This window comes from uncultured Aquitalea sp. (genome assembly GCF_945957525.1).
Taxonomy (GTDB): domain Bacteria; phylum Pseudomonadota; class Gammaproteobacteria; order Burkholderiales; family Chromobacteriaceae; genus Aquitalea.
Genome location: NZ_CAMFLA010000014.1, coordinates 1 through 18,529, shown reverse-complemented (window position 1 = coordinate 18,529; position 18,529 = coordinate 1). Strand labels below are relative to the sequence as shown.

Sequence of the window (18,529 nt, the reverse complement as noted above, 5' to 3'; positions counted from 1 at the left end):
GGCGATGCTGATTGCGCTGACGCCTGTCGCCCGCCGCCATGTCGGCGAGCTGTTTCAACTGTGCAAACCCCGTGTGCTGGCGCTGATCGTGTTTTGCGCGGTGATCGGCATGTTGCTTGCCGCGCCGGGCTTGCCTTCTCTGGCAGTGGCGCTGCCGGCGACGGCGGGCATAGCACTGGTGGCCGCGGCCGCCGCCATGGTCAATTGTCTGGTGGAGCGGACCGTGGACGCCCGCATGCGGCGCACTTGCCGGCGCGCCACGGCGCGGGGCGCGGTTGGCGGCGTGGAAACCCTGGCCGCGGCGCTGACGCTGGGCGGTTTCGGCATGGCCTTGCTGGCCGGGCTGGTCAATGCCCTGACCGCCTGGCTGACGCTGGCCACTTTTGTCGGCTATGCGGTGGTGTATACCCTGCTGCTCAAACCCAATACCCCGCAAAACATCGTGATCGGCGGCGCCAGCGGCGCCATGCCGCCCTTGCTGGGCTGGGCGGCGGTGACGGGCGATATCGGGCCTATGGCCCTGACGTTGTTCCTCATTATTTACGCCTGGACGCCGCCGCACTTCTGGGCGCTGGCGCTGTATCGCCGGGAGGACTATCGCCGCGCCGGGCTGCCGATGTTGCCGCTTACCCACGGCCAGTCCTACACCACGTTGTCCATCCTGCTCTACACCGCCTTGCTGACGGCAGTCACCTTGCTGCCGGCGGCCATGGGCGGGGCGGGCGCGCTCTATCTGGCTGCCGCACTGGCGCTGGACGCGCGCTTCCTGTTTCTTGCCGCTTGCCTGCATCGCCAGTATGCTGACGCTCTGGCGCGTCGCGTGTTCGTCTGGTCGATCTGGTATCTGACTTGGCTGTTTGCGGCGCTTCTGTTGGATCATTACCTGTATTTGCCGCTTAGCTGATGCCCGCCATTGCCCGCCTGATAGTGTCTTTCCTGTTGTTGACCGCCCTCGCCGCCTGCGCGCCGTCCGAGCCCAAGCTCGACCTCAAGGGCACCGACGTCACCGCCGCCGACATTGGCGGCGACTTTACCCTGACCGACCAGAATGGCCAGCCACGCAAGCTGAGCGGTTTTCCCGGCAAGGCCGTGGCGCTGTTTTTCGGCTACACCCATTGCCCGGACGTCTGTCCCACCACCATGCTTGAATACGCCGCGGTAATGAAGAAGCTGGGGCCGGATGCCGACAAGGTGCAAGTGCTGTTCGTCACGGTGGACCCGGAGCGCGACACGCGCGAGGTGTTGGCCGGCTATGTGCCGCACTTCGACAAGCGCTTCCTCGGCCTGACCGGCAGCGCCGCACAGATCGAGCCCATTCTCAAGCAGTTCCGCATCGTGGCGCAGAAGGTCAATACGCCGGGAGGCGGCTATACCGTGGATCACAGCGCCGGCTCCTATTTGCTGGATCCGCAAGGCAAGTTGCGCGTTTATGAGGCCTACGGAACGCAGGCAGATGTACTGGCTCATGATATAAGTCAGCTGTTGCGCTAAAATCGAATATCAACCGCCATTTCATTCCCTTGCCGAAAGCCGGACCACTGTGAGCGACGAGAACACCCCAGGCCTGACGTCGGGCAGCCAAGCGCCCCTCGACCTGTCCAAGTACACCCTGACCACCAGGGTGGAGGTGGCGCATCACCTTTCGTCCATCGCCAAGTCGGGCCACATGGTGACGGTGTTCTCCAATAAGGGGAAAACCTTCATTCTCACCCGCTTTCTCGAGGTGGACGGCAAGGCCGGCACGCTGCAGTTCGACTGGGGGGCTGATCCGGCCACCAACGAGCAACTGCTGGCCAGCGAACGCAATGTTTTCGTCTGTTCGCCCGAAGGGGTGAAGACCCAGTTTGTCACCGGTCCGGCGCGCAAGGTCATGCTGGAGAGCGGGCCTGCTTTCGAAGTGGACTTGCCGGACACCGCCATCAAGCTGCAGCGTCGCGAATTTTTTCGCATCCAGACGCCCATCAGCAATCCCGCCACTTGCCATGTCGCCGATTACCCCGGCCGGCCGCTTGATCTCAATCTGTTCGATATCAGTCTCGGCGGCGTCAGTCTGTGGCTGCCGTCGGCGCAGACCGGCGGCTTTGACGTGGGCCAGCAGTATCGCGACTGCACGCTGGACCTCAAACCCATGGGCACGCTCAGGCTGGGCATTGAAGTGCGTCACCGCCTCAGCATGCAATTGCGCAACGGCAACGAAGCCGTGCGCGCCGGTTGCGCCTTTCTCAACATGACGCCGTCCGCCGAAACGCTGATCCAGCGTTATGTCGGCATGCTGGAGCGCGAGCGCCGCGCTCTGGTAGGCTGACGGTCGTCCCCGATTTTCATACTGGCTGTTTGAATCATGACCCTGACCATTGCCCTGTCCAAAGGGCGCATCTTTGAAGAAACCCTGCCGCTTCTGGCCGCTGCCGGTATTGTGCCGGCGGAAGATCCGGAATCCTCCCGCAAGCTCATCATCGGCACCAATCGCGAAGACGTACGGCTGGTAATCGTGCGCGCGTCCGACGTGCCCACCTATGTCCAGTACGGTGCGGCCGATCTGGGCATTGCCGGTCGCGACGTGTTGATCGAGCATGGCGGCGCCGGTCTCTATCAGCCGCTGGACCTCAACATCGCCAAATGCAAGATGATGGTGGCGGTGGAAAACGGCTTTGACTACGACAAGGCCGTGCGCCACGGCGCGCGCCTGAAAGTGGCTACCAAGTATCCGCAGATCGCCCGAGAGCACTTCGCCGCGAAGGGCGTGCATGTGGACATTATCAAACTGTACGGCTCCATGGAGCTGGCCCCGCTGGTGGGTCTGGCCGACGCCATTGTCGACCTGGTTTCCACTGGCGGCACCCTGCGCGCCAACAATCTGTCGGCAGTGGAGCACATCATCGATATCAGCTCCCGTCTGGTGGTGAACCAGGCTGCGCTCAAGCTCAAGTACGACCGCATCCAGCCCGTGCTGGACGCCTTTGCCGAGGCCGTGCCGGCCTGAGGAACACCATGCTGAAACTGTCTTCTACCCAAGCCGATTTCCAGCAGCAGCTCAAGGCGCTGCTGGCGTTTGAAACCGCGCAGGACCCGGCGGTGGATGCCGCCGTCGCCGCCATCTGCGACGATGTGAAAGCGCGCGGAGACGCCGCCGTTGTCGAGTACACCAACCGCTTCGACCGCATGCAGGCCGGCGGCATGGCCGAGCTCACGCTCACTCGCGAAGAGTTGCAGGCGGCCTGGGAGCGCTTGCCCGTTCATGTTCAGGAGGCGCTTGGCCATGCCGCCGAGCGGGTGCGCCGTTATCACGAGAAGCAGCTGGCGCACAGCTGGAGCTATGAAGACGAAGACGGCACCCTGCTGGGCCAGCAAGTCACCCCGTTGGACCGCGTGGGCATCTATGTGCCCGGCGGCAAGGCCGCATACCCCAGCTCCGTCCTGATGAACGCCATGCCGGCCAAGGTGGCGGGCGTGGGCGAAATCATCATGGTGGTGCCCACGCCGCAGGGAGAACGCAACGATCTGGTGCTGGCTGCCGCCTATATTGCCGGCGTGGACCGCGTGTTCACCTGCGGCGGCGCGCAGGCCGTGGCCGCATTGGCCTACGGCACCGAAACCGTGCCGCAAGTGGACAAGATCACCGGCCCGGGCAACGCCTACGTTGCCGCCGCCAAGCGCCGCGTCTTTGGTGTGGTGGGCATTGACATGGTGGCGGGCCCGTCGGAAATCCTGGTGATCTGTGACGGCGACACGCCGCCGGACTGGGTGGCGATGGATCTGTTCAGCCAGGCCGAACATGATGAAATCGCCCAGGCCATCCTGCTGTGCCCTTCGGCCGACTACATCGCTCAGGTGGAAGCCAGCATCGCCCGCATGCTGCCGGACATGCCGCGCCGCGCCATCATTGAAGCCAGCCTCGGCAATCGCGGCGCGCTGATCGCCGTGCGCGATCTGGCCGAAGCCTGCGACATCGCCAACTACATCGCGCCCGAGCATCTGGAACTGTCGGTGGCGGACCCGGACGCCTGTCTGCCCTTGCTGCGCCACGCCGGCGCCATCTTCATGGGCCGTTTCACCTCGGAAAGCCTTGGCGACTACTGCGCCGGCCCTAATCACGTGCTGCCTACCAGCCGTACCGCGCGCTTTGCCAGCCCTCTGGGCGTGTACGACTTCCAGAAACGCTCCAGCCTGATCAAGGTATCCGCCTCCGGCGCGCAGAAGTTGGGTCGCATCGCCAGTGTGCTGGCGCATGGCGAGGGCCTCACCGCCCACGCCCGCGCCGCCGAGTTGCGGCTCGACCAGTAAGGCGGACCGGACGCGATGACCGGGATGCGCTCGTTGTGGTTGGTCCTCCTGAGCTTGTCCGTGGTCGCATCGTTGTGTCGGGCCGCTTCGCCCCGGGTGACGCTGGTAGAGAGTTACCACGCGGATTTCGAGTGGGACGTGCAATACCGGCAGGGCCTGATGGACAGACTGGGTGGTCGGGTCAGGCTGGAGAGCCTGCAACTGGACGCCAAGCATTTGCCTGCAGAGGCAGTCAATCTCCGGGCCGGGCAAATCCTGCAAACGGTCGTCCTGCGTCCGCCGCAGTTGCTCATCGTCGGCGATGACGCTGCGCTCAAACTGGTGGGTGCGCCAGCGGCCGAAAGTGGTGTGCCGGTGGTGTATCTTGGCATCAACGGCAACCCCCGGGCCTATTTTCATGCTCAGCCGCGCAATGTCACCGGCGTGCTGGAACGTCCGCTGATCCAGCGCAGCGTCGCCGAGTTGTCATCCTCGGTGCCGGGTTTGCGCCGCGCGCTGGTGATGCTGGACTGCGACTTCACGTCCGACATCCTGCGCAGCGACAGCTTGCAGGGCAAGGAATCACTGCAAGTGGGCAGTGTGGCCGTGGACGTCTTCCAGGCGTGCCGTTTCGCAGACTGGCAGCGGATGCTGGCACAAGCGCCGGATACCTATCAGGCGGTATGGATCGGCCTGTATCAGGCCTTGAAGGATGAGCAGGGCAGGCCGATTCCCGACAAGGAAATTCTTGCCTGGACATCCGCTCATGCGCGTCTGCCCCTGTTTGCCCTGTGGCGTTACGCGGTGGGCAAGGACAAGGCGGCAGGCGGTATGGTGATCTCGGGTCGAGATCAGGGCATCGCCGCCGGCGAACTGGCGGAGAAAATCCTGTTTGAAGGCCGAAAGCCGGGCGATTTGTACCCCGTCACGCCGAATACCGGGCAGTTTGTGTTCAGCAAGAGCAGTCTGACGCGCTTTGGCATCAGCTTGCCGGAGCGGGTGCGGCGCAAGGCGGAATGGATCGAGTAGCCCAAAGCGGCATAAAACGGTAGGATAAGCCCCTCTCCTGTTTGATTTTTCTGGTTGACGCCAGTCCGGATTGTTCCGGCTGACGGCCGCCACATCGTGATGACACTGACCGCCAAGCAACTGGTTCGCCCGGAAATCGCCGAGATGGCGGCCTATCATGTCGCCGACGCCAGCGGCCTCATCAAGCTGGACGCCATGGAAAACCCCCATGAGCTGCCGGCATCCCTCAAGGCAGAGTTTGGCCGAGAGTTGGCCGAAGCCGCCATCAACCGTTATCCCGATCCCGCTGGCGGCGGCCTCAAGCCGCTGCTGAAGCAAGCCTTCGCCATTCCCGACGCCGCCAGTGTGCTGCTGGGCAACGGGTCCGACGAAATCATCACGCTGATCGCGCAGGCGCTGGCGCGTCCCGGCGCCAAACTGATGGCGCTGGAACCGTCGTTCGTCATGTACCGGATGAACGCACTGTTCTCCCGGCTTGATTACATCGGCGTGCCGCTCAATGACGATTTCAGCCTCAACCTGCCAGCCCTGTTGGCCGCCATCGCCGAGCATCAGCCGGCGGTGCTGTTCCTGTCCTACCCCAATAATCCCACCGGGCCGCGCTTTGCCCGCGTAGACGTGCTGGCCGCACTGGATGCCGCGCCTGGTCTGGTGGTGGTGGACGAAGCCTACCAGGCCTTTGCCGCCGACAGCCTGATGGATCTGGCCGGCAGCCGCGACAATCTGGTAGTGATGCGCACCCTCTCCAAGCTCGGTCTTGCCGGCATTCGTCTGGGCTACGCCGCCGGGCCGGCCGCCTGGATCGACGAGCTGGACAAAGTGCGTCCGCCCTACAACATCAATGTGCTGACCCAAGCGGCCACCCGTTTCGCCTTGCGCCATCTGGACGTATTCAACGAGCAGGCTGCGCAGTTGCGCGCGGAGCGCGAGCGCCTATATGCCGGGCTGGCCGCCTTGCCCGGCGTTGCCGCCTATCCTTCGGAGGCCAATTTTGTCACAGCGCGCGTGCCCGATGCGCCCGCCCTGTTTGCATGGCTGAAGAAGAATGGCATTCTTATCAAGAACTTGCACGGCAGCCACCCGCTGCTGACGCAGTGCCTGCGTTTTACCGTGGGCAGCCCCGACGACAACACGGCCGTGCTTGACGCGCTGGCCCGCTATTTCGCCTGACATCATGAGAACCGCCACCGTTACCCGCAACACGCTGGAAACCCAGATCACCGTTACCATCAACCTGGATGGCAGCGGCAAAAGCCGGTTTGAGACCGGCGTTCCTTTTCTTGATCACATGATGGACCAGATCGCCCGGCACGGGCTGATTGATCTGGACATCGTCGCCAAGGGCGATTTGCACATCGACGCGCATCACACGGTGGAAGATATCGGCATCACGCTGGGCCAGGCGTTTGCCCAAGCCATCGGCGACAAAAAGGGCATCCGCCGCTACGGCCACGCCTATGTGCCGCTGGACGAAGCGCTCAGCCGCGTGGTGATCGATCTTTCCGGCCGACCGGGGCTGGTGTACAACATCGACTTCACCCGCGCCGCCATCGGCCAGTTCGATGTGGACTTGTTCTCCGAATTCTTCCACGGCTTCGTCAATCACAGCATGAGCACACTGCACATCGACAACCTGCGTGGCGTCAACAGCCACCATCAGGCGGAAACGGTGTTCAAGGCCTTCGGTCGCGCGCTGCGCATGGCCTGTGAAGTGGACGAACGCATGGGCGGCGCCACACCGTCCACCAAGGGCACGCTGACCGCCTGAGCGGTCGGCACTACTGTCGGGATAGTATGAAAGTCGCAGTGATTGATTACGGCATGGGCAACCTGCATTCGGTGCTCAAGTCGGTACAGGCGGTCAACGAGATTGGCGCCGACATTTTTCTGACCAGCGATCCGGACGCCATTGTCAAAGCCGACAAGGTGATCTTTCCCGGTCAGGGCGCGATGCCGGACTGCATGCGCGAACTCAACGGCTACGGCTTGGCCGAAGCCGTGCGCGAAACCACCCGCAGCAAGCCGTTTTTCGGCATCTGCGTGGGCGCACAGTTGCTTTTCGAGCACAGCGAAGAGGGCGATACGGCCGGCCTGGGTCTGTTTCCGGGCAATGTGGTCCGTTTTTCGGCTAACCTGAAAGACAGCGCGGGCGAACGCCTGAAAGTGCCGCACATGGGTTGGAACCGGGTTTGGCAGACCGTACCCCATCCCTTGTTCAAGGGCATTGAAGACGGCGAGCGGTTTTATTTCGTCCACAGCTACCATTTTGCTCCGGCCGACGCAGCACTGACCTTGGCCGAAAGCGAATACCCCGCACGATTCTCTTGCATCGTCGGGCGTGGCAATATCTTTGCCACACAGTTTCACACCGAAAAGAGCCACCGGGCGGGCCTTCAGATGATGAAGAACTTCCTCGCCTGGGACGGCAGTGTCTAACTCAAGTGATCTAGCACCATGCTGCTTATACCCGCTATCGACCTCAAAGATGGTCAATGCGTACGCCTGAAACAGGGCGTCATGGACGATGCCACCGTCTTCTCCGATGACCCGGTCAAAGTGGCCGCCCACTGGCGAGACCAGGGCGCGCGCCGCCTGCATCTGGTAGACCTGAACGGCGCTTTTGCCGGCAAGCCCAAAAACCTCAATGTGATTCGCGACATCCTCAAGGAAGTCGGCGAGGACATGCCGGTACAGTTGGGCGGCGGCATTCGCGATCTGGACACCATCGAAAAATATCTGGACATGGGTCTGTCCTACGTCATCATCGGCACCGCCGCCGTGAAGACGCCGGGCTTCCTGCATGACGCCTGCGATGCCTTCCCGGGTCAGGTGATCGTGGGTCTGGACGCCAAGGACGGCATGGTGGCCATCGACGGCTGGGCCAAGATTACCAACCACAATGTGGTGGATCTGGCCAAGCGTTTCGAGGACTACGGCGTCAACTCCGTGATCTACACCGATATCGGCCGCGACGGCATGATGACGGGCGTCAATATCGAGGCCACGGTGAAGCTGGCGCAGGCGCTGACCATTCCGGTTATCGCCTCCGGCGGTCTGACCAACCTCGACGACGTGCGCAATCTGTGTGCGGTGGAGTCCGAGGGTATCGAAGGCGCCATCACCGGCCGGGCCATTTACGAGGGCAGCATTGATTTTGCCGCCGCTCAGGCTCTGGCCGACGAACTGTCCGAGGATTGATCGTCCTAACCCGGGTTGGCCGAAGGCTTGCCTTCGGCCAACCCTTTTTTGCGCTTAGAAAATGACACTGGCCAAACGCATCATCCCTTGTCTCGACGTGACCGCCGGTCGCGTGGTCAAGGGCGTCAACTTCGTCGGACTGCGCGACGCCGGGGATCCGGTGGAGATCGCCCGTCGTTACAACGAGCAGGGCGCCGACGAGCTGACCTTCCTCGACATTACCGCCAGCTCCGACGACCGCGATCTCATCCTGCATGTGATCGAATCCGTCGCGGATCAGGTGTTTATCCCGCTGACCGTGGGTGGCGGCGTGCGCAAGGTGGAAGACATTCGTCGCCTGCTCAATGCCGGAGCCGACAAGGTGAGCATCAACACCGCCGCTGTGACCAACCCCGATCTGGTTCGCGAAGCGGCCGACAAGTTCGGCAGCCAGTGCATCGTGGTGGCGGTGGACGCCAAGGCGGTAACGCCGGAAAACGATCGCTGGGAAGTGTTCACCCATGGCGGACGTAACCGCACCGGCATAGACGCCGTGGAGTGGGCGCAAAAAATGCAGGCGCTGGGCGCGGGCGAAATCCTGCTCACCAGCATGGACCGGGACGGTACCAAAATCGGTTTCAATCTGCCGCTGACGCGCGCGGTGTCTGAAGGGGTGGGCATTCCCGTCATCGCCTCCGGCGGCGTGGGCAATCTGCAGCATCTGGTGGAAGGCGTGACGCTGGGCAAGGCGGACGCCGTGCTGGCGGCCAGCATTTTTCACTTTGGCGAATACTCCGTGCGCGAGGCCAAACTGGCCATGCAAGCCGCCGGCATCGAGGTGCGCTTATGAGCGACTGGCTGGAAGACGTGAAGTGGGACGACAACGGCCTGGTGACCGCCATTGCCCAGGATGCCGCCACGGGGCGCGTACTGATGGTGGCCTGGATGAACCGGGAAAGCCTGCAACTTACGGCGGAAACCGGTATCGCGCATTACTGGAGCCGTTCGCGCCGCAAGCTGTGGAAGAAGGGCGAAGAGTCGGGTCATTTGCAAACCGTGCGCGAACTGCGGCTGGACTGCGACGGCGATGTGGTGGTGATGCAGATTGAACAAGCCGGCGGCATTGCTTGTCACACAGGTCGCGAAAGCTGCTTCTATCGTCGTTTCGAAAACGGTGGCTGGGCGGTGGTGGACGAGGTGTTGAAAGACCCGAGCGCCATCTACCATTCGCACTGAGTTGCGAACGGTCAACCTCCGGGCGCTGGCTCGCGGTAGAATAGCGCCTGCCGCCGATATCCGGCAGACAACTTCCCAGGCAAGGACACGGACATGAGTTTCGATGCGCTGAAGAACATCGCCGATACGCTGGATGCCCGCCGCGAGGCGAGCCCGCAATCTTCCTATGTGGCTTCGCTGTTTCACAAGGGCGAGGACGCCATCCTGAAAAAGGTGGCGGAAGAGGCTGCTGAAGTGCTGATGGCCTCCAAGGACAAGGACAAGCTGCATCTGGTGCGCGAAGTGGCCGACCTGTGGTTCCATTCCATGGTGTTGCTGACCTATCATGGCCTGCGTCCGGAAGACGTGCTGATGGAATTGCATCGTCGCGAAGGCATTTCCGGACTCGACGAAAAGGCCGCCCGCAAGGGCTGAACCCGCTAAGGATACCCGGATGAGCGACTGCATTTTCTGCAAGATTGCCGCAGGTGATATTCCCTGCAACAAGGTTTATGAAGACGAGCACGTAGTGGCGTTTCACGATATCCGCCCGATCGCGCCGGTGCATTTCCTCATCATTCCCAAGCTGCATGTGGCCTCGCTTGCCGAGTGCGGCCCCGAGCACACCGCGCTGCTGGGCCATATCATGACGCTGGTGCCCAAGCTTGCGCATGAGCAGGGGCTGGCGCACGGCTTCAAGACTGGCATCAATACCGGTCGCGGTGGCGGGCAGGAAGTGTTTCACCTGCACGTGCATGTATTCGGCCACAAGGCCTGATTTTTCTGATTCCCACGGCATGCCGGCAAGACGGCATGCCGCTGTTTTTAGCAAAGGATGTGGACATGGGTTCTCTCAGTATCTGGCACTGGCTGGTTGTGTTGCTGATCGTGGTGCTGGTTTTCGGCACCAAGAAACTCAAGAACGTCGGTGAAGACTTGGGCAGCGCGGTGCGCGGCTTCAAGGAAGGTATGAAGGGCGATGGCGAGAAGCCGGCCGAAGGCGGTCGGGTGATCGATAACGACGCCGACAAGAAATAAGCCGCAGGACGCGCCGTGTTCGACATCAGTTTCAGCGAGATCCTGTTGATTGGCGTGGTGGCGCTGGTGGTGCTGGGGCCTGAGCGCCTGCCCACGGTGGCGCGCACGCTGGGCGCGCTGGTGGGCAAGGCGCAGCGCTTTGTCGCCAGCGTCAAGGCGGATATCCAGCATCAGGCCAATCTCACCGGCATAGACAGCTTGCGTCATGATTTGCAGGACGCTGCCGATACCTTCCGCCAGCGCATCGAAAGCGAAGTGCAGGAAGTGCGGCAGGTGATGGATCAGCAGGCGGAAGCCGTACGTCAACTGGGGCAGGAGGCCGCCGCACCCTTGCACGAGGCCGAGCGCACCATCCATGACTCGGTGGCCGAAGCGCAGGCCGCTGCGGGGCCGGATCTATTCAGCGACGCGCCCGCCGCAGCGCATGGGTTGCCCGAAGAGACGCCGCAAGCGCCGCGAGACGAAAATCAGCTGGACCTCTTTGACGAGACGCCGCCTGTTGCGTCTTCCCCTTCCCCCGAGAGCGAAGCCCGCCCCCGAGCATGAACGAACAACCCCTGCTTGCCCACCTGATCGAGCTGCGCCAGCGGCTGGTGCGCGCCATGATCGGCTTTGTCGTGATCTTTCTGGCGCTGTTCCACTGGTCCGGCGATATCTATCACCTGCTGGCCAAACCCTTGCTGGAGGCTTTGCCCAAGGGCACCAGCATGATCGCAACCGAAGTCACCGCGCCGTTCTTTGTGCCGATGAAAGTCACCATGCTGGTGGCTTTCCTGCTGTCGCTGCCCAATACGCTGTACCAGATCTGGGCTTTTATCGCACCCGGGCTGTACAACCACGAAAAACGGCTGGTGCTGCCGCTGGTGGTGTCCAGCGTGGTGCTGTTTGTCACCGGCATGGCGTTTGCCTATTTCCTGGTGTTTCCCGTCGCCTTCCACTTCTTCTCCATCATGACGCCCAGCGGGGTGAGCATGATGACCGACATCGACAAATATTTCTCTTTCGTGCTGGGCATGTTCATGGCTTTTGGCGTGACCTTTGAGGTGCCGGTGGTCGTGATTGTGCTGGTGCGCATGGGCGTGGTGTCGGTGGCCAAACTGCGCGAGGGGCGGCCCTATGTGATTGTGGGCGCCTTTGTGGTGGCCGCAGTGGTCACGCCGCCGGATGTGCTGTCGCAAACCATGCTGGCGGTGCCGCTGTGGCTGTTGTACGAGCTGGGCATCATCATGGCGGGCTTCATGAGCCGGCCGGAGCGGGCGCGTCTGGAGAACAAATCTTGAATCGGCAATGGTTTCAGCGCGGCGCGCTGATCAGTCTGCTGGCGCTTGTCGCGCTGACGCTGGCATGGGAATTGTGGCTGGCGCCGTTGCGTCCGGGCGGTTCTTTCCTCGCGTTCAAGGCGCTGCTGTTGCTGACGCCGCTGATGGGCATCATCAAGGGCCGCCTGTATACCTTCCAGTGGGCCAGCATGTTCATTCTGGCCTTCTTCACCGAGGGCGTGATGCGTTCCTGGGCCGATAGCGGCCTGTCGCAGCAGCTGGCAATGGCGGAGGTGGGTATCAGCGTTGTCTTCTTTGGCTGTGTGCTGGGTTTTGCCCGCACCTTCAAGTTGCACAAATCCTGAGGACGGCTGACAACAGTTTTCTCTGCTGCGCTTATCTTGTCTGCCTGGCTTGGGTTGCAAGAGGGAAAACCAGGCGCAGCCTGCCCTGCGGCAGGTGTCCTGCCCCGCTGGCGCTCTTGCCGCACCATGAAAAAGCCCGCCGCCTGGCGGGCTTTTTGCTGTGTGAAAGCTTCTCAAACATGGTCTGATTTTAAACTGGAATTATTTTTATAATTAATGAGTTTTCTCGTCACATGGCATCGTTTAGAATCCCGGCATAAGCTGGCCAAAGTGTCAGCATACAACCAGAAATAAATGCTAGGGGCAGTATGCAATCCGAGTTCAAAGGACCGCAGGCGAGTTCCATTCCCTTACAGGCTACCCATCTTGATCCGCTGCTGGATTGCCTGTTTGCCTTGGCTCGTTCTTACGGCATCAATGCTACCCGTGAGTCATTGGTGGCCGGCATTCCGCTGACCGACAACCGGCTCAGCCCTTCCATGTTCTCCCGCTCCGCCCGCCGCATCGGCCTGGCTTCGCGCGTAGTGCGCCAGCCCGTCGAGCAATTGCGCGAGGCGCTGTTGCCGGCGGTATTGCTGCTCAAGGGCGACGAAGCCTGCATTCTGCGCGGCATCGATCAGGCCACCGGCATGGCGAGGGTGAGCTTTGCCGAGCTAACCGAGTCGGAAGTGAGTTTGCCGATCGCCGAGCTGGCGGAAAAATACGCCGGCGTCGCCATCTTTGTGCGGCCGCGGTTCGCTTTCGAGCGCCGCGCGCCGGAGTTGAGCAAGGTGCGTTCGCGCCACTGGTTCTGGCAGACCGTATACGAAGGCTATCCGCTGTACCGCGACGCCTTGATGGCCGCCTTGCTGATCAACCTGTTTGCGCTGGTGATGCCTCTGGTGTCCATGAATGTGTACGACCGCGTCGTACCCAATATGGCGACCGAGACTTTGTGGGTGCTGGCCATCGGCGCGCTGCTGGCGTTTGTCTTCGACTTTTTGCTGAAGATGACGCGCAGCTATCTGGTGGATCTGGCCGGCAAGCGGGTGGATGTGACGCTGTCCACGCTGATCATGGAACGGGTGCTGGGCATCCGCATGGAGGCGAGGCCTGCTTCCGTAGGCGCTTTTTCGGCCAACCTGCGCGCTTTTGAAACCGTGCGCGACTTTATTGCTTCCGCTTCCATTACGGCCTTGATCGATCTGCCGTTTCTGCTGATTTTCCTTATTGTCATCATGTGGATTTCGCCGATCCTGGCGGTGCCGTTGGTGGTGGGCGGGGCCATCATGATCCTCTATGCCCTGCTGATTCAGGAAAAGATGGAGGAGCTGACCGAGGCCACGTTGCGCGCGTCCGCGCAGCGCAATGCCTTGCTGGTGGAAAACTTGGCCGGGCTGGAAACCATCAAGATTCTGGCGGCGGAGGGCATGCAGCAGGGCCGTTGGGAGCAGTCCACGCTGTTTCTGGCGCAAGTGGGCGCCCGCCTCAAGTTGCTGGCGGCTTCGGCCAACTACTTCTCCGGCTTCATTCAGCAGTCGGTGTCGGTGGTGATGCTGGTGCTGGGCATTTACCAGATTTTCGAAGGCAACACCTCGCAAGGCGGCGTGATTGCCGCAGTGATGCTGTCCAGCCGCGCCATGGCGCCGTTGGGCCAGCTGGTGGGGCTGATGACGCAGTATCACAATGCCAAGACCTCGCTGGCTTCGCTGGATGGCTTCATGAAGATGCCGGTGGAGCGCGAGCAGGACGCCAACTTCTTCCACCGCACCAGCTTCAGCGGCGAGATCGAGTTCCGCAATGTGTCCTTCAGCTACCCCAACAATCCGCAAACCGCGCTGCGCAATGTGTCCTTCAAGATTCGCGCCGGCGAGCGCGTGGCCATCATCGGCCGCGTAGGCTCCGGCAAGTCGACGTTGCAGAAGCTGATTCTCGGCCTGTACCAGCCTACCGAGGGCTCGGTGCGCATCGACGGCATCGACATCAACCAGATCGACCCGGCCGAGTTGCGCCGCCATATCGGCTACATGCCGCAGGACCCGGTGCTGTTTTACGGCACGTTGCGGCAGAACATCGCCATGGGCGCGCCGCACGCGCACGATGCCAGCGTGGCCGCCGCGGCCGAACTGGCCGGCCTGTCGGACTTCATCAACGGCCACCCGGACGGCTTCGACATGATCATCGGCGAGCGGGGCGATTCGCTTTCCGGCGGTCAGCGCAAGGCGGTTACCATTGCCCGCGCCTTGTTGAATGCGCCGCCCATCCTGCTGATGGATGAACCCACCAGCAATATGGACAACACCACGGAGAGCCAGATCAAGCAGACCTTCACCCGCGTCATGCCCGGCAAGACCATGATCATCGTCACCCATCACACCTCCTTGATGGAGTTGGCTGACCGTCTGATCGTGATCGACAACGGCGCGATTGTCGCCGATGGGCCCAAACAGGCCGTCATCGAAGCCCTGCAGCAGGGCAAAGTGGGGAGGGCCGGTTGATGAAGCGCACGTGGAAACAACGATTTGCCAGCTGGCTGGGCGTGGCCCGGCTGCGCACGTCCCCGTGGTGGGACAAACTGATGGACTGGGCGGCGGCGCGCGATCTGCAAGATCGCATGGACTTCGCCACTGACGCCGACTGGGCGATTCTGGAGCAAAAGCCGGGCCGCCCGCGGGTGTTTGTCTGGTCGATGGCGGGCTTTTTCGTGGTGGCCCTGCTATGGGCGGCCTTGGCCAAGGTGGATGAAGTGGCCAAGGGCGAGGGTAAGGTAGTGCCGCTTTCGCAGAACCAGCATATCCAGAGTCTGGATGGCGGTGTGGTGTCGAAGATTCTGGTGAAGGAAGGCCAGATCGTGCAGAAAGGGCAGCTGCTGCTCAATATCGACAACACCCGCTTCATGTCTTCGCTCAACGAGAATCAGGCGCAGTATCTGGCGCTGCAAGGTAAGGCGGCCCGTTTGCGCGCCATCGCCAACAACACGCCGTTCGAGATGCCGCAGCAGGTGAGCGCCAGCGCGCCCGATATCGCCAAGCAGGAAATGGAGCTGTACCAGACCAAGCGCCAGGAACTGGACGCCACCATCTCCGTGGCGCGTCAGGAGCTCAATCAGCGCACGCAAGAGCTGAACGAGGTGCGCGCCAAGCGCGATCAGGCGCAGCAAGGTTATGAGCTGACGGTGCGCGAGCTTGCGGTAACCAAACCGCTGAAAGAGTCCGGCGCGGTATCTGACGTGGATTTGTTGCGCTTGCAGCGCGATGTTTCCCGCTATCAGGGCGAACGCGATATGGCGAATGCCCAGATTCCGAAGATCCAGGCCGCCATGAGCGAGGCCACCCACAAGATTCAGGAAGTGGAACTGAATTTCCGCAATCAGGCCAGCGCCGAGTTGTCCGACACCATGGCCAAGATCAACAGCCTGTCCGCCGGCAGTTCCGGTCTGGCCGACAAGGTGAAGTTGTCCGAGGTGCGCTCGCCGGTGAAGGGCGAAGTGAAGCGGCTGTTCGTCAACACCATTGGCGGCGTGGTGCAACCAGGCAAGGATATTCTGGAAATCGTGCCGTTGGAGGATTCGCTGCTGGTGGAGGCCCGTGTTTCCCCGCGCGACATTGCTTTCTTGCGACCGGGCCAGCGCGCCATGGTGCGCTTCACCGCCTATGACTACACCGTCTACGGCGGCATGGAAGCCACTTTGCAGGAAATCGGCGCGGATACCGTTACCGACGACAAGGGCAATGCCTTCTACATCGTCAAAGTGCGCACCAAGGAAGGCACGCTGGGCGAGAAGCACCTGCCCATCATCCCCGGCATGGTGGCCCAAGTGGACATCATGACCGGCAAGAAGAGCATCCTGTCCTACCTGCTCAAGCCGGTGCTCAGGGCCAAGGCGGAGGCGTTGACCGAACGATGAAACCTGCCCTGATCCTCATTACCGCCAGCCCGGCGCTGGCGGTTTACTGGTCTGAATCCCTGCAGCGTCCGGGCGCGGTAAGCCTGCCTGATCTGGCCACGCTGGCCATGTCCGGCGAGCCGGCCGACAGCACGGTGCTGCTTGATCTGGCCTTGCCGGCAGTGCCGGCCTCGCTGACCGCCGAGTGCGCCGGTCGTTACCGTCTGGTGGCGTTGTCGTCCAGCCCGACCGATGATGAAGGCATGCGCTGGCTGGAGCAGGGCGCCGCCGGTTACGCCCACGCCATGAGTACGCCGGATTTGCTGCAGCAGGTGGTGGAAACCGTGGAAATGGGCGGCACTTGGGTTGGCCGAAGCATCATGCTGAAATTGTGCGCGCGTTTCGGCAGCCGGCCGGTGCCGGCGGCGGCGCAAACCGTGGTGCAGACCCGGCTGTCCAGTCGCGAGGGCGAGGTGGTGCAAGCGCTGCGCAAGGGCAAGTCCAATAAGGAAATCGCCCGCGAACTGGATATTTCCGAACGTACGGTCAAGGCGCATCTGACGTCGGTATTCCAGAAATTCGGCGTGGAAGACCGCCTGCAATTGATGCTGAAACTGACCAGCGCCTGACTATCCCTATCTCACTGGCCTTTGTGGCCAGCGAAAGAGCCGCCAACCGGAGCAAACCCTTGGCGGCTCTGTCTTTTTGGGCTGTTGACAAAAAATGACATTGCCCTTCAGTACAATGTTTTTCTGGACGGCGGCTGCGTATCCTCGGCGAAATCCAAATTGCGTCCACAGGAGTCAGCACCATGAATGCACCCGCCATCCAGGGCCAGGTCGTCGCCCTTCACGGAGTCGTTAAAGTCATCGATGCCCAAGGGCACGAACGTATCCTCAAAGTAGGCGACATCATCCAGCCGGGCGAGCATGTGGTACTGCTGGACGGCGCAAGCCTCACCGTTGGCCGGGCCGGTGGCGAGAGCGTCACCGTGGATGGCCCGCGCGATCTGGTGCTGACCGATGACGCGCTGACTCCCAACGCCACTGACAAGTCCGAAGCCGCCGTCGCCAAGCTGGCGCCGGAGGCGCAGCAAATCCTGGCGGCTCTGGAAAACGGCCAGGACCCCTTGGCCAATCTGGACTCCGCCGCAGCCGGCCTCAACGCCGCGGGCGGCCCGGCCAGCGACGGCAGTCACAGCTTTATCCGTCTGTCGCGCATCAGCGAATCCATCTCCGGGCTGACTACCGATACCGCCACCAGCACCACGGCGGCCGTTGCTGAAAATACCGTACAGGCTCAGGGCGCAAACCAGCCTGCTCAGGCCGCCGTCACCATCGACGACGTCAGCCTCACCAATAACAATCGTCCGTTGATTCACGGTACCGGCATCAGCGGCGAAACCGTCATCGTTACCGATACGCAGGGCAATGTGATCGGTTCCGCTGTTGTGGATGGCAGCGGCAACTGGTCTTTCGTGCCGACGCAAGCCCTGCCGGATGGCACCACCGGCCTGATCGCCACCGCCACCAATACCGGTGGCCAAACCGCCACCGCCAACGGTTCCGCTGTTGTTGACACCACCCCGCCGGGTACTCCGCCGGTCACCATCGTCGACCACAATGGCGTGATCAACGCCAGCGATGTGAACAACGGCAAGGTGGAGGCCACTGTCAAGCTGGATGCCGCCGACCTGGCCAAAAACGGCTCCGCCACCATCGTCGTCAACGACGGTGGCCACACCACCACGCTGGTGGTGCACAGCGATGGCAGTGTTACCGGCTCGGACGGCACCGTCACCGGCACATACAGCAACGGCACCGTCACCATCAGCATGACGCCGCCCGGGCAGGGCGCGCAGGTGGTCGTTACCGCCACTCAGACCGACGCCGCCGGCAACACCTCCGGTCAGGGCGCGGATACCGGCACGCTGCACAGCGCACTGCCGGTCGCCACCATCTCGGTAGACAACGTCACTGCTGATAACGTCCTCAACATCCAGGAACTGGGCGGCGACATTGTCACCATCACTGGCGTAGTTGGTGGTGACGCCAAGCTGGGCGACGCTGTCACCCTTACCATTGGCTCGTCCACCTACACCACGACGGTTATCGAGATCAACGGCCATCTGGGCTTCTCGCAGCTTGTCAGCACCGGCACGCTGGCGGACAGCACCAACATTCACGCCACGGTGACGGTGACCGACAGTTACAACAACACCACCACTGCCGCGACCGATCATGGCTATGGCGTGGATCTGGTGCCGCCGGTAGCGCACATCGCGGTGGACAACATCACCGACGACAACGTGATCAACG

At 62.1% G+C, this 18,529-nt stretch carries 22 protein-coding genes; all 22 read left to right on the top strand.

Translation table 11 applies throughout. From position 1 onward, the window contains the following. The first annotated feature begins 4 nt into the window (after positions 1-4). Positions 5-904, top strand: a complete 900-nt coding sequence (gene cyoE, locus Q0P52_RS13725; RefSeq protein WP_293763736.1) for a heme o synthase — start codon at positions 5-7, stop codon at positions 902-904. Then, a complete protein-coding gene (locus tag Q0P52_RS13720; protein WP_293763739.1) occupies positions 904-1,491 on the top strand; it encodes an SCO family protein in 588 nt (195 codons plus the stop codon). The genes cyoE and Q0P52_RS13720 overlap by 1 nt, the downstream gene beginning before the upstream one ends. Before the next feature lie 49 nt (positions 1,492-1,540). Next, positions 1,541-2,305, top strand: coding sequence for a flagellar brake protein (locus Q0P52_RS13715; protein ID WP_293763742.1), 765 nt, complete (start codon positions 1,541-1,543; stop codon positions 2,303-2,305). A gap of 36 nt (positions 2,306-2,341) precedes the next feature. Next, a complete protein-coding gene (hisG, locus tag Q0P52_RS13710; protein WP_293763745.1) occupies positions 2,342-2,983 on the top strand; it encodes an ATP phosphoribosyltransferase in 642 nt (213 codons plus the stop codon). An 8-nt stretch (positions 2,984-2,991) separates the two neighbouring features. After that, complete coding sequence (gene hisD / locus Q0P52_RS13705; protein WP_293763747.1) at positions 2,992-4,284, top strand: histidinol dehydrogenase; 1,293 nt, start codon at positions 2,992-2,994, stop codon at positions 4,282-4,284. Between the two features lie 60 nt (positions 4,285-4,344). Then, positions 4,345-5,292 carry an ABC transporter substrate binding protein gene (locus Q0P52_RS13700; RefSeq protein ID WP_293813722.1) on the top strand — a complete coding sequence of 316 codons (948 nt, stop codon included), beginning with the start codon at positions 4,345-4,347 and terminating at the stop codon, positions 5,290-5,292. A 99-nt stretch (positions 5,293-5,391) separates the two neighbouring features. Further along, complete coding sequence (gene hisC / locus Q0P52_RS13695) at positions 5,392-6,462, top strand: histidinol-phosphate transaminase (protein WP_293763794.1); 1,071 nt, start codon at positions 5,392-5,394, stop codon at positions 6,460-6,462. 4 nt (positions 6,463-6,466) lie between these two features. Then, positions 6,467-7,060, top strand: coding sequence for an imidazoleglycerol-phosphate dehydratase HisB (gene hisB / locus Q0P52_RS13690; protein ID WP_293763753.1), 594 nt, complete (start codon positions 6,467-6,469; stop codon positions 7,058-7,060). A gap of 26 nt (positions 7,061-7,086) precedes the next feature. Next, complete coding sequence (gene hisH, locus Q0P52_RS13685) at positions 7,087-7,728, top strand: imidazole glycerol phosphate synthase subunit HisH (RefSeq protein ID WP_293763756.1); 642 nt, start codon at positions 7,087-7,089, stop codon at positions 7,726-7,728. Positions 7,729-7,746: 18 nt separating this feature from the next. Next, a complete protein-coding gene (gene hisA / locus Q0P52_RS13680; protein ID WP_293763759.1) occupies positions 7,747-8,490 on the top strand; it encodes a 1-(5-phosphoribosyl)-5-[(5-phosphoribosylamino)methylideneamino]imidazole-4-carboxamide isomerase in 744 nt (247 codons plus the stop codon). A 61-nt stretch (positions 8,491-8,551) separates the two neighbouring features. Next, positions 8,552-9,319, top strand: coding sequence for an imidazole glycerol phosphate synthase subunit HisF (hisF, locus tag Q0P52_RS13675; RefSeq protein WP_293763761.1), 768 nt, complete (start codon positions 8,552-8,554; stop codon positions 9,317-9,319). Next, positions 9,316-9,705, top strand: coding sequence for a phosphoribosyl-AMP cyclohydrolase (gene hisI, locus Q0P52_RS13670; RefSeq protein WP_293763763.1), 390 nt, complete (start codon positions 9,316-9,318; stop codon positions 9,703-9,705). The genes hisF and hisI overlap by 4 nt, the downstream gene beginning before the upstream one ends. 93 nt (positions 9,706-9,798) lie before the next feature. Next, positions 9,799-10,119, top strand: coding sequence for a phosphoribosyl-ATP diphosphatase (locus tag Q0P52_RS13665; protein WP_293763766.1), 321 nt, complete (start codon positions 9,799-9,801; stop codon positions 10,117-10,119). A gap of 19 nt (positions 10,120-10,138) precedes the next feature. Beyond that, positions 10,139-10,462: a histidine triad nucleotide-binding protein gene (locus Q0P52_RS13660; protein ID WP_293763769.1), complete on the top strand. Its 324-nt coding sequence runs from the start codon at positions 10,139-10,141 to the stop codon at positions 10,460-10,462. A 65-nt stretch (positions 10,463-10,527) separates the two neighbouring features. Then, a complete protein-coding gene (tatA, locus tag Q0P52_RS13655) occupies positions 10,528-10,722 on the top strand; it encodes a Sec-independent protein translocase subunit TatA (RefSeq protein WP_293763772.1) in 195 nt (64 codons plus the stop codon). 15 nt (positions 10,723-10,737) lie between these two features. Beyond that, positions 10,738-11,268: a Sec-independent protein translocase protein TatB gene (gene tatB, locus Q0P52_RS13650; protein ID WP_293763775.1), complete on the top strand. Its 531-nt coding sequence runs from the start codon at positions 10,738-10,740 to the stop codon at positions 11,266-11,268. Next, positions 11,265-12,002 (top strand): twin-arginine translocase subunit TatC, encoded by a 738-nt coding sequence (gene tatC, locus Q0P52_RS13645; RefSeq protein WP_293763778.1) that lies wholly within the window; start codon positions 11,265-11,267, stop codon positions 12,000-12,002. Before tatB ends, tatC begins: the two co-directional genes overlap by 4 nt. After that, complete coding sequence (locus Q0P52_RS13640) at positions 11,999-12,346, top strand: DUF2069 domain-containing protein (RefSeq protein ID WP_293763779.1); 348 nt, start codon at positions 11,999-12,001, stop codon at positions 12,344-12,346. The genes tatC and Q0P52_RS13640 overlap by 4 nt, the downstream gene beginning before the upstream one ends. 308 nt (positions 12,347-12,654) lie before the next feature. Continuing rightward, positions 12,655-14,823 (top strand): type I secretion system permease/ATPase, encoded by a 2,169-nt coding sequence (locus Q0P52_RS13635; RefSeq protein WP_293763782.1) that lies wholly within the window; start codon positions 12,655-12,657, stop codon positions 14,821-14,823. Further along, the gene (locus Q0P52_RS13630) at positions 14,823-16,232 is read left to right on the top strand and encodes an HlyD family type I secretion periplasmic adaptor subunit (protein ID WP_293763785.1); all 1,410 of its coding nucleotides are present in this window, start codon (positions 14,823-14,825) and stop codon (positions 16,230-16,232) included. Before Q0P52_RS13635 ends, Q0P52_RS13630 begins: the two co-directional genes overlap by 1 nt. Further along, positions 16,229-16,840: a response regulator transcription factor gene (locus tag Q0P52_RS13625; protein WP_293763787.1), complete on the top strand. Its 612-nt coding sequence runs from the start codon at positions 16,229-16,231 to the stop codon at positions 16,838-16,840. Before Q0P52_RS13630 ends, Q0P52_RS13625 begins: the two co-directional genes overlap by 4 nt. A gap of 182 nt (positions 16,841-17,022) precedes the next feature. Beyond that, positions 17,023-18,529: retention module-containing protein (locus Q0P52_RS13620; protein WP_293763789.1), on the top strand; the 1,507-nt coding region annotated here is incomplete at its 3' end.

What these genes read in the sequence shown, in the direction of transcription:
- cyoE (WP_293763736.1), top strand. Translation starts at nt 5, where the DNA reads ATGCTGATTGCGCTGACGCCTGTCGCCCGCCGCCATGTCGGCGAGCTG.
- Q0P52_RS13720 (WP_293763739.1), top strand. Translation starts at nt 904, where the DNA reads ATGCCCGCCATTGCCCGCCTGATAGTGTCTTTCCTGTTGTTGACCGCC.
- hisG (WP_293763745.1), top strand. Translation starts at nt 2,342, where the DNA reads ATGACCCTGACCATTGCCCTGTCCAAAGGGCGCATCTTTGAAGAAACC.
- hisD (WP_293763747.1), top strand. Translation starts at nt 2,992, where the DNA reads ATGCTGAAACTGTCTTCTACCCAAGCCGATTTCCAGCAGCAGCTCAAG.
- hisC (WP_293763794.1), top strand. Translation starts at nt 5,392, where the DNA reads ATGACACTGACCGCCAAGCAACTGGTTCGCCCGGAAATCGCCGAGATG.
- hisB (WP_293763753.1), top strand. Translation starts at nt 6,467, where the DNA reads ATGAGAACCGCCACCGTTACCCGCAACACGCTGGAAACCCAGATCACC.
- hisH (WP_293763756.1), top strand. Translation starts at nt 7,087, where the DNA reads ATGAAAGTCGCAGTGATTGATTACGGCATGGGCAACCTGCATTCGGTG.
- hisA (WP_293763759.1), top strand. Translation starts at nt 7,747, where the DNA reads ATGCTGCTTATACCCGCTATCGACCTCAAAGATGGTCAATGCGTACGC.
- hisF (WP_293763761.1), top strand. Translation starts at nt 8,552, where the DNA reads ATGACACTGGCCAAACGCATCATCCCTTGTCTCGACGTGACCGCCGGT.
- hisI (WP_293763763.1), top strand. Translation starts at nt 9,316, where the DNA reads ATGAGCGACTGGCTGGAAGACGTGAAGTGGGACGACAACGGCCTGGTG.
- Q0P52_RS13665 (WP_293763766.1), top strand. Translation starts at nt 9,799, where the DNA reads ATGAGTTTCGATGCGCTGAAGAACATCGCCGATACGCTGGATGCCCGC.
- Q0P52_RS13660 (WP_293763769.1), top strand. Translation starts at nt 10,139, where the DNA reads ATGAGCGACTGCATTTTCTGCAAGATTGCCGCAGGTGATATTCCCTGC.
- tatA (WP_293763772.1), top strand. Translation starts at nt 10,528, where the DNA reads ATGGGTTCTCTCAGTATCTGGCACTGGCTGGTTGTGTTGCTGATCGTG.
- tatC (WP_293763778.1), top strand. Translation starts at nt 11,265, where the DNA reads ATGAACGAACAACCCCTGCTTGCCCACCTGATCGAGCTGCGCCAGCGG.
- Q0P52_RS13635 (WP_293763782.1), top strand. Translation starts at nt 12,655, where the DNA reads ATGCAATCCGAGTTCAAAGGACCGCAGGCGAGTTCCATTCCCTTACAG.
- Q0P52_RS13630 (WP_293763785.1), top strand. Translation starts at nt 14,823, where the DNA reads ATGAAGCGCACGTGGAAACAACGATTTGCCAGCTGGCTGGGCGTGGCC.
- Q0P52_RS13625 (WP_293763787.1), top strand. Translation starts at nt 16,229, where the DNA reads ATGAAACCTGCCCTGATCCTCATTACCGCCAGCCCGGCGCTGGCGGTT.